Origin of the sequence: Thermosporothrix hazakensis (assembly GCF_003253565.1) — a bacterium.
GTDB lineage: Bacteria > Chloroflexota > Ktedonobacteria > Ktedonobacterales > Ktedonobacteraceae > Thermosporothrix > Thermosporothrix hazakensis.
On record NZ_QKUF01000029.1, the window covers coordinates 1 to 13547 of the forward strand.

Sequence of the window (13547 nt, forward strand, 5' to 3'; positions counted from 1 at the left end):
CCACAGGATACGCTTCACGAGCTCCGATATGCCCTCGACCACGTCCTTTCGATCCTCGACGGAGTGCTTGAACAAACGTCGTAAAAGCTCGTGCTGCCTCCTCGACGGTCTTGCCTGCCTTTGTTAATGTCAAAAACAAGACAGGCTTCGCTTCTCGAATGAGCTTCCGCCACAGATCAACCTTTCGCGGCCCACAATACAAGCATTCCCACCTGTTACACCGTGCTCGTTGCCGTTCTCCTGTCTCTATATTTATCCAAACATGCCGCAATGCCCACGTATCAGGACACACAAATAATGTCTCTAACCCATACTTTTCTGCTGTTTGTATTTGCTGCTCAAGTGTCACTTCCTTCATAAACATACCTCCACTTCACTTTATCATAAAATGCTTTTCAAAACTTTCCTATTCTTCCCATTTCCTTCCGTGTTTTTAAATGTGTGATTTGTTCTTTATAGAGTCAAGGGAAGGGCAGGCGGGTTGTACGCCGTCGACGCGGGTTGCAGAGAGGGAGCGCGACAGGGATGGGGTACGGTTAGCGGCGGCAGTCGCGCGTACAACCGCAGCAGACGAGCAGAAACCGCTACCCCATCACGAAGGCCACACCCCCTACCCAGGCTAGAGATGTTTTTGACCACCACCACCCACCACCATCGCGTCCCCACCGTATTAACACACCGTCTACGAATTTCTTAACATATGCTTTTCTTAACCGAAATACCAATATTACCCGTAATTAACAAGAGAGATGGGAGCATGCCAACATGTATACATATCAACATGCTTCCACCACTTATATATGAAAACCTCACAACGAAACACGCGCATCTACCCGATAATAAGAAACCCCTCCTCGTATCTGGAGTACAAGTTGAACAAAAAGCGCATGACCCAAAGAAGCCAGAGCAGCATCATACAACGCCAACGCTGAAAACCACCCGTGGTAATATCCTATAAGCCACTGAAACGGGCATGTCGGACGAAACACCCCGTGCACCACTTTCTGCACAACATCCAAAGCACCTGGAAGATGCAGCACATACTGCTCCTCCCTGCCCTCTCCCACATCCTCTAAATGAATTTCTAAAAAACCCTCAAAACCATCCTGACACCCGTCAAAAAATGCCTTATGGTCAACAACTACCTCACTCAATGAAGAAGTATCAAGCATCATACTAGGCACAAAAACTGGATACTCATACACAATCTGCACCTGTTGCATCAGTCATCCCTTCCTTGCAACTGAATGCCAGGCTTACACACCTAGCACATCAATAACCTGAGATTGACAGACTAAGCAGGAAATGCCAGAATAACACCGAGCCTAGCTCTACCAAAGCAAACGCTCAACGGGTTGAGCTAAGGAAGTACGGTCCTTAGCTCAACATTTCCCACTTAATCACTCTCTGTATCAATGACCTAATTATCTAAGTCTCATAGTATCAATATAAGAATAATACCAACGCAAATTATTGTCAAGTCTCATAGTATCATTTTCACGCTAATTTCACAGTATCCATTTCGTTAATTTTGTGATACACTGGTACCAAAACAGCTATATAACTGGTTCTCAGATAAAGCACTCAAAGAAAGAGAGGAAAACAGATGAACAAAAACAAAGAAAATTACTACACTGCTGATGAGGTTATGAGATTACTAAAACTCCCTCGTGCAAGCTTTTACAGAGAGGTTGATGCGGGTGAAATCCCATATGAGATTGAGCCAGGTAAAAAACGAGGCAGAAAATACCCTAAAGAAGCTATAGACGCTCTTTTGCGTTTAAAAAAGCAAATGCGGCCTACCACCACTTTTGGTAAAACCACAAAAGCCGAACTATGGACGCGAATACAACATAGCCATCGTTTATATGGGGATGATTATGTTCCATTCGATGTTGCACTAAAATGGATGTCACGAAACGATGATATATTCATGAATTTACGAGCAGGAAACCAAATGGTAGGAGGGGTGACTATCATGCCTCTAGATGAGCAAACCTGCATAAAACTCGTTAACAATGAAATGAATGAAATAGATATTCCTCTTACGTCTATAAAGAAGTGGACCGATCCTGATTTATATGCTTATATTGCAACTATTGCTGTCTACACAGAAGATAGACAGGAGTATGGAGCAGCTTTAATTAGACATACCATCAATTGGGCAAGCAAGCTCTATCAAGAGCATGATATAAAGAAATGGTATGCCTACGCAGCAACTCCCGAGGGAGAAAGAATATTAAAGTTTCTAGGCTTTGTAAAAGTAGGACAAAACCCTAATCGTTTAGGTTATGTACTTACACCAGAACAACACCAAGTTAAATATATCAAAAGCCTAATTGACAAGATAAACGAATGGTAGAGACCGATACAAATAAGATGGATAAACAACCAGCAAGCCTATATACTGCTCACAGACGTTATCCAGAAAAGAATAGAAACATATTAATTTATTGCTGGATCATTCATCTTACCCCTTGTAGGATACTCAAAAAGAAGTCCTTACAAGGGCTTTTTATTAAGTACCAGCACTCTTCCCTTAATGAAGGACAAAACATTAAGCTAAGAACAAAACAAACTAAAATCAACCCCATTAATCCAAGCCCTCGTAAAGACATCTCATACAGATGTCCTTACGAGAGTTTTCCATAACCAAAAGAAGACAGCCACAAAAAATACCTGGGAAGAACCCAGTTGGCCTAATCCTCAATTTTACCCACAAAAAAACCTGTCTCAGACTACTCTTTAATAGTCCTGGACAGGCTTCTAAAGCTTTTCTTAGGTGGGCGATGAGGGATTCGAACCCCCGGCCTACTGCGTGTAAAGCAGCCGCTCTAACCAGCTGAGCTAATCGCCCTGACAGATGAAAAGGCACCCAAAATCTATACTGGATGCCTTTTCAGAGAAATGCCCTCGAGTGGACTCGAACCACCACGCCTTTACAGGCACAGGCCCTCAACCTGCTGCGTATACCATTCCGCCACGAGGGCATAAGCTATAACCTCATTTACGTTTGCCATAATACACCCTCAGAAGCAATTTGTCAACAGGTTGTAGACCTTTTTTTTGCCCTTTTTTAAGATTCCTTGATGGTATTCATCCGATAGCGTCGGAACGAGCGTCGCGTACCTGCTTCAGGCGGTCCCTTTTGCTCCTGTAAGTTTTCTACAGGCGAATACTCAAAAGGATCGATCAACGTCACAACCTCATCTGCCTTCTCGATAGCGGGAGAAAGTTGTTCAGTACCACTGCGATAGCGAGAAAGCAGTCCCCCATGCGCAGGAAGACGCTCCAATGCATCTGTTTGACGTTCCTGTACTTCCTGCTTCCGCACAGCCAGCTTTAACAGGGGCGGACGCACAGCCAACTGTTTTTCAGTGACAGGGCTCTCCTGCAAAAATGGTAGAGCCGTGAAGTCTGTCTGAGGCAAAGGAGTGACAGGAAGTTTCTTCATCGCCATATTGTCCGGTAGTGGCTCCGTCATACCCAGAAGCAGATCTATCATCAAACGGCGCTGTCGTCTTCGCTTGATCTGTGTAACAATGACAGGAACCAGAATACACACGAGGGCCAGCCCTCCGCCCGTCAGCCAGAAAAATTGAGGCGAGAAGACAAATGGGGCCTGCGGCTGTACTTCAGGCTGTTTTTTCGTTGTCGGGACCTCTTGCTTTGTTTGCCGAGCTGATTTCGTGCTCACCACGGTTGGCTGTGAACTTGGCGTTTTTATCGGCGTCGCAGTTGGCGTTGGTTCCTGTGTTGGCTCAGAAGACGGCGTTGGTGATGGTATCGGAGCTGGCGCTTCCGCACGATACTGGGACATCTGCTCCATCACCTTTGCAGCCCACTCGGGAGCATCAGCGGTGCCCACATACGTACTGCTGATATCGTACACAGTAGCCGTCCCACGATCAACGTAGCCATTCCGAATTAACTTGAACCAATCCCAGACAGCTTCTGTATATGAGGGGTAGAGCGTATACCCATCATACGCGGTTGGATAACCCGGATTGCCACGTACACTGCCCGGGTTCAGATCGGCCAGGCCAACACCAGCAGCGCCCTGATTGGTTTCAGCCCACCAGACAGCCAGAGCAAAAGCATCATCAATATTGTACTGAGAGGCAGCCTCCACAACAGCCTGACCGGTTCCTACCATCGGGCTTCCGTTTCTTCTGAAAATGGTCTCAACCGTCTCAGCGGAAAGCGTGGGAGGACCGATTACAGAACTGCCACTGGCCTTCATCGGCGCTCCATGCTGCATCTGCCAGAAGAGCGTAAAAGCGCCGCCAAGCAATATCACAGCCGTTCCTCCCCAGAGGAACAACAGCGAATGCCAGCGTATTCGCATCTTATGTTGTTTTCGTGAAAAAGACATACAATACAACCTACCAGGATATACTACTATACAACTTAGTTAGATATAGATGTTTTTTCCTCTTATAAACACCGGCATATTACCGGTCTGAATCGTTTTATATAGAAAACTGGTGTTTTAGCACCTTAACAAGTGCTATCACACCAACGAACCAAAAAATGAAAGACATGCCTGTGTTATTGTACCATACCGATTGATTGTGTACTGTGGAAACTGTAAGTGAATAGGTAGTATGTCCCACAGGGGTATGCTATACTGAGGTCGGCAAAGTGTAACGAATCGGGATTGAAGAGACAACAGACGGGGGGATTACCATTAACCAGCATAACGGCCAAAGGCATACACAAACAGGACGTCTTGGACGTCGCACCCTCCTGCACAAGCGCTACTTAATCGAGCGAGTGATAGGACAAGGAGGCATGGGAGCCGTTTATCAGGCTCGTGATCTCAGGCGTCAGGCAGTCTTTGCCATTAAAGAGATGAGCCTGTCTATGATCCCTGACAATGAACGTGAACAGGCCATCCAAAATTTCAAAATTGAAGCAAAAATCCTGTGGGGCCTTAATCACCCCAACCTGCCTACATTTACCGGCTTCTTTTCGGAGAATCAGCGCTACTATCTCGTCATGGAATACATAGACGGCTGGACACTGGAAGAACTGCTTGAGCGCAACGGAGGGCCATTTCCCGAGCGCCGCGTCCTGGGTTGGGCCCGGCAGCTCTGCGATGTACTCGAATATTTGCACAGCCAGCATCCTCCCATTATTTTTCGCGATCTCAAGCCGGGAAACGTGATGCTCACACGCGATGGACAAATAAAACTCATCGACTTTGGGATCGCCCGCTTTTTCCGCCCCTCTGTTTCTCAGGACACTCAGAAACTCGGGACCCCTGGCTTCGCGCCTCCTGAGCAGTACGGTAACGCCCAGACTGATGTGCGCTCAGATATTTATTCGCTGGCGATGACCCTCTTTCAACTGCTGACGGATACGGTCCTGAAGGAAGACGACTTCGGCCTGAAAAATATACGCCAGAATTACCCGCATCTCTCCCCAACCGTTGCACGAGCGCTCGAAAAAGCATCGTCTAAGGAGCCCGAAAAACGATTTAGCAGCGTAGCTGAATTTCGCAGTGCCCTGCTCGGAGAGCATACCTTCGCCTTTGAGAGCGGTGAACAGGTTTCCACCCCAGAAGAGTTGGCCGCATTTTGTCGCTACTACCCGGAAGAGGTCGCGGACTATCTCGCCAGCGGTGAGATCGAGGTCTGGCTTCATGAAATCGGCGAGAAAGAGCTGGCCCGTAAGGTTCATTACATCAGCACTGTTGTGACAGATCCATTTGAGGCTGTCGAACAATTTATTCGCCTTGTAGGCTCTACCTCATCCTCGCGCCCGGTACGTCATCGCTCATCACAGCATAAGGCTGTGATTGCGTCGCCCCTCCCAGAAAAAGAGCACGAGCGCGGAAAAACAGGCAGTCCGCTTCGGCTGCTTCGTAAAGCGCACACCACATTGACAGTGCAACCATCGGCGCTCGATTTTGGCGAAGTCTATGACGAGATCTCTCCTCCTCTCACACTCACCATCAGCAGTGAGCAGGATATTCAAGGCTCAATCTACGTCAGTGAGCCCTGGATTTTACTCGATCAGGACGAATTTGAGGGCCCATATACAGAAGTGACCGTCTGCGTCAACCGCGAGCTATTGCTTGGAGGCACACATTACACCGGATACATCACGATTGTACCGGGAACCGGAAAAAATGGTTCAGGGAGGGCAACGAAAGTCGCGGTCAAAGCCACTGTCCCCGGCCAGCTCCCCTACTACTGGCGCAGGCGCAGCGGGAAAACCATCGGTGCCGATCTTGACGAAGAAGAAGAAAACTATGAGATCGAGGAAAATTATACAGCCAGGCAGGTACAACAACAGGCGCAAGCAGACGAGCAAAACAGCTCCCCCGTTGACCAGGACCTCACGCTGAAATATGGCTCTCCCGACGCTTCCAATGGCTGGGAGCCTGCGGACGTTCAATGGAGTTCGCTTCGTGCCCGTCAATGGGCAGAATATACTCGGACCTTCTTCGGCGCATTAATGGCCGGAAGTATGGCATATACCATTCCTGAGGGGCTGTTACAAAAACAGATTCAGCCTTCCGATCCGGCCTTCATTCTGGTTATGAGCCTGATTATTCCAGCCTCCGCCCTGGGAGCAATCTGCGGTAACTGGAAGCGAGCAGGGTTACTCAGCCGCATCTGCACCGGAATGACTAGCGTGCTGATCGGGCTTGCATTTGGTTCATTACTCCTGCGGCTTCTGCCAGCTCCCATCTCGCTGCTAGCCTGTTCACTGCTCAGCGCAGCAATAGCTGTCATCGGGATCAATGAGAAAACCTGCGAGATATTGACCGATGCCATACGCTCAGTTCATAGCCTGGGCAAAAGAGTTAGCTTTGCAGTAGCGGGCCTCTGTGGTAGTATCTTTGGGTTGCTCCTCACTCTTGGTTTTCCTCCCACAATCTTCAGTTTACTAGGGATTGCGGCAGGAATAGCTATTGCCATCCTTCAGATGTGGCGGGTAGACTACCTGATAAACAGTGAAGAGCAGTTCGCTGATACGGAGGAAGAGTAGTGACAGCACAGAAGGAAGTAGCTCTCCCGCAATTGATTGTCGTTCTGGGTCCGACCGCATCCGGTAAGAGCTCGCTGGGAATCAATCTGGCTCAAACCTTTCGGGGAGAGATCGTCTCGGCAGATTCACGCCAGGTCTATCGGGGCCTGGATATCGGTACAGCCAAAGTTACACCAGAGGAGCAACGCCTTGTCCCCCATCACTTGCTTGATGTCGCAGATCCTCGAGAAATCTATACTGTAGCACAGTTCAAACAGGCAGCAATGGAAGCCATCGACGGCATCATTCACCGGGGTCTTGTGCCTTTTCTCGTTGGTGGCTCGCCGCACTACATTCAGGCCGTTGTCGACAATCTGGATATCCCCCAGGTCGAGCCACAGCCCGCCCTCCGTGCAGAGCTCGAACAGCGGCCCTTACCCGAGCTGCTGGCACAATTGGAGGAGCTAGACCCCCAGAGCGCCACAACAATTGATCGCAACAATCCACGTCGCATCATTCGAGCGCTCGAAGTCTGTCTGATAACCGGAAAGCCATTCTCCGCACAACGCCGCCTGGCAGATCCCAGATATCACAGCCTGCTGCTTGGCATCCATTGGCCGCGTGAGATCCTGTATCAGCGCATCGACGAGCGCGTTGACATACGTATGCAACAAGGCATGGTTGATGAGGTCAGAAAGCTGCTCGCCGAAGGAGTTCCCGCTGAGCGTCTGGACGCAATGGGATTGGAATACCGCTTCATTAGCCGCCTGCTCCAGGGACAGTTCACAGATCAGGCTGAGATGGTCCAACGGCTGAAATATGCCATTCACGATTTTACCCGTCGTCAGCTTACCTGGTTCCGCAAGGAAAAGCGCATTGTGTGGATTGAAGGTGGTACAGATGTAGAACAGCAAGCTCGAACGATAGTCAGCGACTTCCTTAAACAGAGACAAATACTTTGATAGAAAAGAGGAGCCGTTCCCGTGGGGAAGGAACGGCTGAAACTTGTAGAGAGGCAGTGGGGCAATTTAGGATAGTAAAAATGGGTAGACCCTGGTACCTAAAAAGTGGGCGCTCAATCCCGATCCCATTCATGCCTTTAGAGTTCTCCACCCCTATGATAAAGGCTGAACATGAAGTGAGCCTGTGAAGAACCTGAGAACAGACTGAGAACTCATAATCAAACCACAAAGCGAAAGAAAAAGCCCGCCGATCTGGCGGGCCTGTTGTTTTTCGCTTCGCTTCAGGAGAGAGTTTGCGCCGAAATCGCGATCTGTGCAGGATCGGTATCTGTTTCCTGCCTGCCCTCTGTTGGCAGTGAGGCAGATAAAACGCTCTGCACAGTCGGGAAATTGCTTTCCACAATCATGCCATTGTCCATATACACATGGTACGGGAACATTGCTGGATCAAAGGTATTGCTATGCGAGATCAGGATAATCTGCTCAAAATGCTGACCCAGAATGTCACCGGTCACCACATCAACCAGCGCCCGTGAGCGACCACGATCAAAGGAACTCAGCGGTTCATCCAGCAGGATAAAGCCCGGGGCAGCGCCTAGCTCACGTGGCAGAATGGCAATTGCAAAAGCCAGACGAAGCGCCAGCGAAAGCTGATCCGCAGTACCAGCAGACAACCGGGACTTCGGCAAGTACTCGTTAGCCGCAGGCTCCCACACACTGACCTGGAATGAGCCGCCCCCAATGACGCCGGCCTCTTCCTTCGTGCTCAGTTTCACATCGTGATAGCGCCCGCCGGTAAGCAGGGGAAGCAATTGCTGCATATAATACTCGGTTCGAGGAACCACCTTTTGCAGCAGGCGCTCACGGGCCTCCTTCAACACGCGATTACCGTGCTTCTTCACAAGGAAGGCACGCTCAAGCTGTTCTAGATGCTTGCGTACCTGTTCCAGCTTCAGCGGGTTCTCGCCAATCTGAAGGGTCTTGCTCAAAGCCATTTCTTGTTTTTCCAGAACGTCTAGCTCTTTTTCCAGTTCGCTCCGCTCGTGCTCCAGCCGGCGCTGATCCTCGGGCGTGTATTTGGAGATCAAAGGCCAGACGGTTGCCAATCCCTGTAACGAGTAAGACTTCGGCTCAGGCCGCTTATGCTGGCGCAGCAAGGTTCGGATAACATCCTGCACATATGTGATTTCCTGACGACAAAGCTGAATTTTCGCCTGAGCTGCTCCCTCTTGATTTTTCAGGCGAGCGAACTCCTGCGTAATAGCGTCCTCGTCTGTTGATGCAAGCTCTTGCTGACAGCGTTCGCGCAAAGCAAGCAAATCTTCGGCAAAGGGTTTCGGCGGAACAATCCAGCTTCCCAGAGAGTTGCTGTACTTCGCCAGTTGCTTATAACGCTCGCTGAGCAACTCCTGTAGCTCTTTAACCCGGCGCGTATTGGTATCGAGTCGTTCCTGAAGCGTCAGCTTATTGCCCAGCGTAATCTGCAACTCTTCCAGTTGTCTGCGAGCCTGGATTTCCGCGTGATTGACCGCGGCCTGACCAAAAGTCAGACCCAATGTCGCCACACGCTGCCGTAGCGAGGTATTAAGATCCTGGAGCGCTTGCTTCAGTACCACCTGCTGTTCTTTCGCACGCTCAAGCTGAACCTGCGGGTTGTTTGATTTGTAGCGTTCCGCCCGTTCCTGCATCGTCTTCTGGCGCTGCTGCAAATGCTGTAGAGATGCTTCGAGCTCCTTCACCTGCTCACCCAGATCGGAGGCAGCATCAAGCTTGCCATCGAGCGCAGCAATCTCGCGTTCCGTATCTTTCAGCGAGCTTTCAACCAGAGTTTCCAGTTGAGGAATATCGGCTGAGCCTTCCTCGGACGGGGCCGTCATGGTATACAGTACATCCGCAGGCTGCAAACGATCATCCAGACTGGGCAGCGGCAGACCTTCTTGTCCGGCCAGAAGCGTAATCTCCTGGTGCAGGAGTTGTATTTCAGACTGAGCTTGCTCCAAACGCTGCTCTAAATGGTCCCAGTCATGTTGTTTGCGCTCTTCTTCAAGGCGTGCATACTCTTTGCGCAATCTGGCTACAGCTTCCATTGTGACGCTTACCTGGTTACGTGCAAGACTGGCCTCTTCACGCTTGCGCATCGCCTGCTGTTGAGCTTCAGCCACACTCTCATCAAATTCGCCCACTTTTCGCAGAAGCTGCTGTGCTTCCTCAAGCGAGCGAGGAATAGAACCACCGAGAGACGTAATTTCGCGCTCGATACGCTCAAGCGTCTCTGGCTTCAGATTCGCAGAGGCAGCAACCTGTGCCCCCTGCATTTTCTTGTACTCGCTCATCGCGGTCAGAATCTGATCCTCAACCTCTCTTTCAGAGGTGCGAGCCTGCTTGAAATTATGGAAGCTAAAAGTTGCAGCGATAAGCGAAACTGCCGCGACAATGCTGGCAATAACACCGGGAATTGGTAAGCGCGGGACAGCAAAGGCAAAGGCAAAGATCGCAAAAGCAGTTGCAATCAGAGCAGCCAGGACTGAAACCACCAGTAGCACACCAAAGCGCCCTTTACTGGTTCGAGCCTCTTCCAGAGCAAGCTGTAACCGCTCCTGATTCAGCCGCGCCTGTTCGAGCAGGCTCTGGGCCTCTCGCTGCCCCTGCATCATGCCTTTCAGGCGGTGCCATTCCTCAAGTTGCTGTCGCAAGCCAATCTGACGCCAGCGTTGTTCCAGCTCCTCAGCCTGTTTCTGGGCCTGTTGAGCCTCTGCTTCTGCCAGCGCAAGTTCTTGCTCGGTTTCCTTGAGCTCCTGAGCTGTCTTCTCAAGCTCTTCGCTATTGCGTTGTGCATCTGTTCGCTCATTGAGAGCCTGTAAATATTGTTGTTCCTGCTTACCCAGAGTCGTAAGGCGCTCAAGCAGGTTTTGCAACCGCTCAAGCCGCGCTTCTAATTGCGGGCGACTGTGACGCCGCCGCTCTTCCAGCTCCTGTAGTGTCTGGCGAACTTCCTGCAACCGCGCGGTGGTATGCTCAATTTGCGTCTCAACGGATTTGAGATCATCCTGAGTCTCATCATATTGCTTCAAATCCTGCTCAAGCTCTTTAATCGCATCAACCGAGGTCAGCAAATCGTTCGACATTCGCTGGAGCGTGCCAAATGAACGCATCAGTTCGCTTAACTCAGCGACACGCTTTTCCAGCAGGGGCAGTTCTTCCTGTTCGCGCCTTTCCAGCTCGGCCAGTTCTGCTTCAAGTTCGGGAATCGACTTACGGGAAGCTGCGATATCTTCGTATGCCGAGATGATCTCTGATAGCGTGGCCTCGGCCTTCTTGAGCTGCTGAATACGGCTCTGGCGCGTTCGTAGTTCAGAGCGCCGTGTCTTGACCTCTTCCAGCGTTACCTCTTGCTCAAGAATCTCATCCTCTTGCTGCTTAACCTCAGAGAGCCGCAGGTGCACATTTACCACATCAAGCGCAACCTCGACCTCTTCCAGACGGCGGCTGAGCACGGGGAGACGATGCTGTACTTCGGCCAGGCGTACACGTTCGCGTGCAAGCTGGAGCTGTTGTTCATCTTCATCCGTCACCCGGAAATACTCCAGCAGGCTGGTGATTTTTCGCAAGCCCAGAGCCTCACGCACAATCTTCTCGCGTTCCTCACCTGAGAGCAGTTCCAGACGCGCGAGGCCCTTTTGCTCAATGAGCCAGGAGTTCCGCAGTACCTCGCCGGTCAACTGGCCCAGTTCCGCCTCAATGGTTTCATTCGCGATCTGAAGATTGGTAATGATTTCCTCATTCGGGATACCAAGCCGTCGAATGCTCAAGGTAATTTGTTGCCCCTGACCGCGCTCTATACACCGCTTTATCAAGAGCTCGGTTGTGCTGACAGAGAGAAGCAGCGTCACTGTAGCCGTTTGCGCCCCAAAGCTGATCAACTCATCCAGCGAGGATTGCTGCCGTGCGTCGCTAGCCAGAGGCTTCCCATACAGGGCAAAATAAATCGACTCAAGCAATGCGGATTTACCAGACTCATTCGGACCCTGGATAAGAATAGATCCACGTTGAGGAAAGTGAAGATCCAACTCTCGCAAGAGGCGGAAGCGCTCGACTGTTAAATGCTTCAAAATAATCATTGATTTACACTCCGTTCGCCAGGCCCAAATCAAAGCCCTATAAGAGCTCGCTCAACACCGTCAACTTCTACCTTCTCATCTCTTCCAGAGCTGATAGCACTTCTTCCTTCGTCCACTGAAGGATCTGTTTTTCCTGCTCATCAGAAGCAGTATTCATCCACTCGTCAACAATAGCGCTCACTTCCGAACGCAGCGACAGGCGTTCACTGCTTTCCAGCACAATGGCCTCCTGATCGGGAAGAAGAGAGAGCGCACTATCATCAATGGCCAGCGCAAAACAATGCTCTTCCCCGTAGCGACGAATTTGATTCAGATCCAGATCATGATAACGGCTTCTTGTCAGTTCGCCTTCAAGCCGAAGCTGAATCATCGTGTCAGAGTGACAGAGAGGCCGCAAACGGCTCAGGATCGCTTCTGTTGGCAACGGGTCCTGCTTCGCAGGGTCGGCAGGCCAGAGTTCATTCACAGGAATAGAGAGCTGTTTCACTTTGAGTGTATCAACCGGAATATGATTGCACCAGCGGATACCATCAGCCGCGAGGCCCATGAAGAGAAAGCCCGGGGTGGCGTCTGGTACAGAGAAATCAACGTGCTGTGTCGCCCCGGCAACAATTACCTCGGTCTGCCCGAGCTGGAAGCGACAATGCCCGTGATGGAAGCCTGCCAGAATATAGCGAAAAGCTGACAATTTGGTCAGAGCAGCCCGAGAAATCTGCGTACGAGAGGCAAGGAGAGGGCTCGAAGAAGCTAAACCCTCGATAGGGGCATGCAGAAGGAGGAGGGGAATCGTGGCCCGCTCAATCTCATCACTGATGCGAATCTGCGCCAGCGGGTCCCCGTTCTGATCGGGCAAAACTCCAAGCGCACAAACGCCAACCTGTTCACCTCGAATAGAGAAAAACCGGGGTTCCAGCAGGTTATCAGATGGAACCGGAGAGAAGTACTGAAGCGCTCCCAAACGCGCATAGCTCATCTGAGGCGCGGGAGTCACATCATCAAGCGGAGTATCATGCACACCACCGAGAGCAAGGGTATGTACACCCGCTTGCTTCAAATTTGCCAGCCTCTCGGCGACGAAGCTGCGATCGCGCTCGTCAGGCATCGTCGTATCAAAAAGATCTCCCGCTTGAATAAAAAGATCAACGCCTTGCATCACAGCAAAATCAGTCGCTTGCTGAAAGGCCCGATGTAACCACTGGCGGCGCTCTTCCCGTTTGCGTGATTGTTGTTCAGTATAGCCCAGATGGTTATCTGCGGTGAACACAACCGTTACAACATCACTACGCGCCTTCTCAAGTTTCGTTTGCTCATCCCGTTCAAACATATTCTCTGCCATCATAAGTCAATCCGTACGGATACTGGTTCTATCCATCCTGTCACATTCAACAGCCAGTTCTATTCAGCTATCAGATAAAAGATTGAGAGCTTCTCGCGTCAGAAGCGTTTTCCTGTACTCTCTCAGGAAGAGAGCACAACTCCACCATAC

7 protein-coding genes and 2 tRNA genes are annotated in these 13547 nt (G+C 50.5%); 3 read left to right on the forward strand and 6 right to left on the reverse strand.

Annotated features, from left to right (window positions below):
* Nucleotides 1-809: 809 nt before the first annotated feature.
* A complete protein-coding gene (locus EI42_RS25660; protein WP_111325500.1) occupies nucleotides 810-1223 on the reverse strand; it encodes a hypothetical protein in 414 nt (137 codons plus the stop codon).
* A 383-nt stretch (nucleotides 1224-1606) separates the two neighbouring features.
* Between EI42_RS25660 and EI42_RS25665 the strand changes: the two genes are divergently transcribed.
* Nucleotides 1607-2362 (forward strand): helix-turn-helix domain-containing protein, encoded by a 756-nt coding sequence (locus EI42_RS25665; RefSeq protein ID WP_111325501.1) that lies wholly within the window; start codon nucleotides 1607-1609, stop codon nucleotides 2360-2362.
* Nucleotides 2363-2783: 421 nt separating this feature from the next.
* On the opposite strand, the gene EI42_RS25670 is transcribed toward EI42_RS25665, so the two are convergent.
* From EI42_RS25670 to EI42_RS25680, 3 genes are all read right to left on the reverse strand, one after another.
* Nucleotides 2784-2857, reverse strand: a tRNA-Val gene (locus EI42_RS25670).
* Nucleotides 2858-2908: 51 nt separating this feature from the next.
* A tRNA-Leu gene (locus EI42_RS25675) sits at nucleotides 2909-2990 on the reverse strand.
* An 86-nt stretch (nucleotides 2991-3076) separates the two neighbouring features.
* On the reverse strand, nucleotides 3077-4348 hold the full coding sequence (locus EI42_RS25680) for a glucosaminidase domain-containing protein (RefSeq protein ID WP_170142914.1): 1272 nt from the start codon (nucleotides 4346-4348) through the stop codon (nucleotides 3077-3079).
* Nucleotides 4349-4776: 428 nt separating this feature from the next.
* Between EI42_RS25680 and EI42_RS25685 the strand changes: the two genes are divergently transcribed.
* Both EI42_RS25685 and miaA read left to right on the forward strand, forming a co-directional pair.
* Nucleotides 4777-7002, forward strand: a complete 2226-nt coding sequence (locus EI42_RS25685; protein ID WP_281278950.1) for a serine/threonine protein kinase — start codon at nucleotides 4777-4779, stop codon at nucleotides 7000-7002.
* On the forward strand, nucleotides 7002-7943 hold the full coding sequence (gene miaA / locus EI42_RS25690) for a tRNA (adenosine(37)-N6)-dimethylallyltransferase MiaA (protein WP_111325504.1): 942 nt from the start codon (nucleotides 7002-7004) through the stop codon (nucleotides 7941-7943). The genes EI42_RS25685 and miaA overlap by 1 nt, the downstream gene beginning before the upstream one ends.
* A gap of 281 nt (nucleotides 7944-8224) precedes the next feature.
* On the opposite strand, the gene EI42_RS25695 is transcribed toward miaA, so the two are convergent.
* Together EI42_RS25695 and EI42_RS25700 are read right to left on the reverse strand one after the other, a co-directional pair.
* Complete coding sequence (locus tag EI42_RS25695; protein WP_111325505.1) at nucleotides 8225-12061, reverse strand: AAA family ATPase; 3837 nt, start codon at nucleotides 12059-12061, stop codon at nucleotides 8225-8227.
* Between the two features lie 67 nt (nucleotides 12062-12128).
* Nucleotides 12129-13400, reverse strand: a complete 1272-nt coding sequence (locus EI42_RS25700; RefSeq protein ID WP_111325506.1) for a metallophosphoesterase family protein — start codon at nucleotides 13398-13400, stop codon at nucleotides 12129-12131.
* Nucleotides 13401-13547: the final 147 nt, after the last annotated feature.

Coding starts and splice junctions, on each gene's coding strand:
- EI42_RS25660 (WP_111325500.1), bottom strand. CDS start 1,223: ATGCAACAGGTGCAGATTGTGTATGAGTATCCAGTTTTTGTGCCTAGT.
- EI42_RS25665 (WP_111325501.1), top strand. CDS start 1,607: ATGAACAAAAACAAAGAAAATTACTACACTGCTGATGAGGTTATGAGA.
- EI42_RS25680 (WP_170142914.1), bottom strand. CDS start 4,348: ATGCGAATACGCTGGCATTCGCTGTTGTTCCTCTGGGGAGGAACGGCT.
- EI42_RS25695 (WP_111325505.1), bottom strand. CDS start 12,061: ATGATTATTTTGAAGCATTTAACAGTCGAGCGCTTCCGCCTCTTGCGA.
- EI42_RS25700 (WP_111325506.1), bottom strand. CDS start 13,400: ATGATGGCAGAGAATATGTTTGAACGGGATGAGCAAACGAAACTTGAG.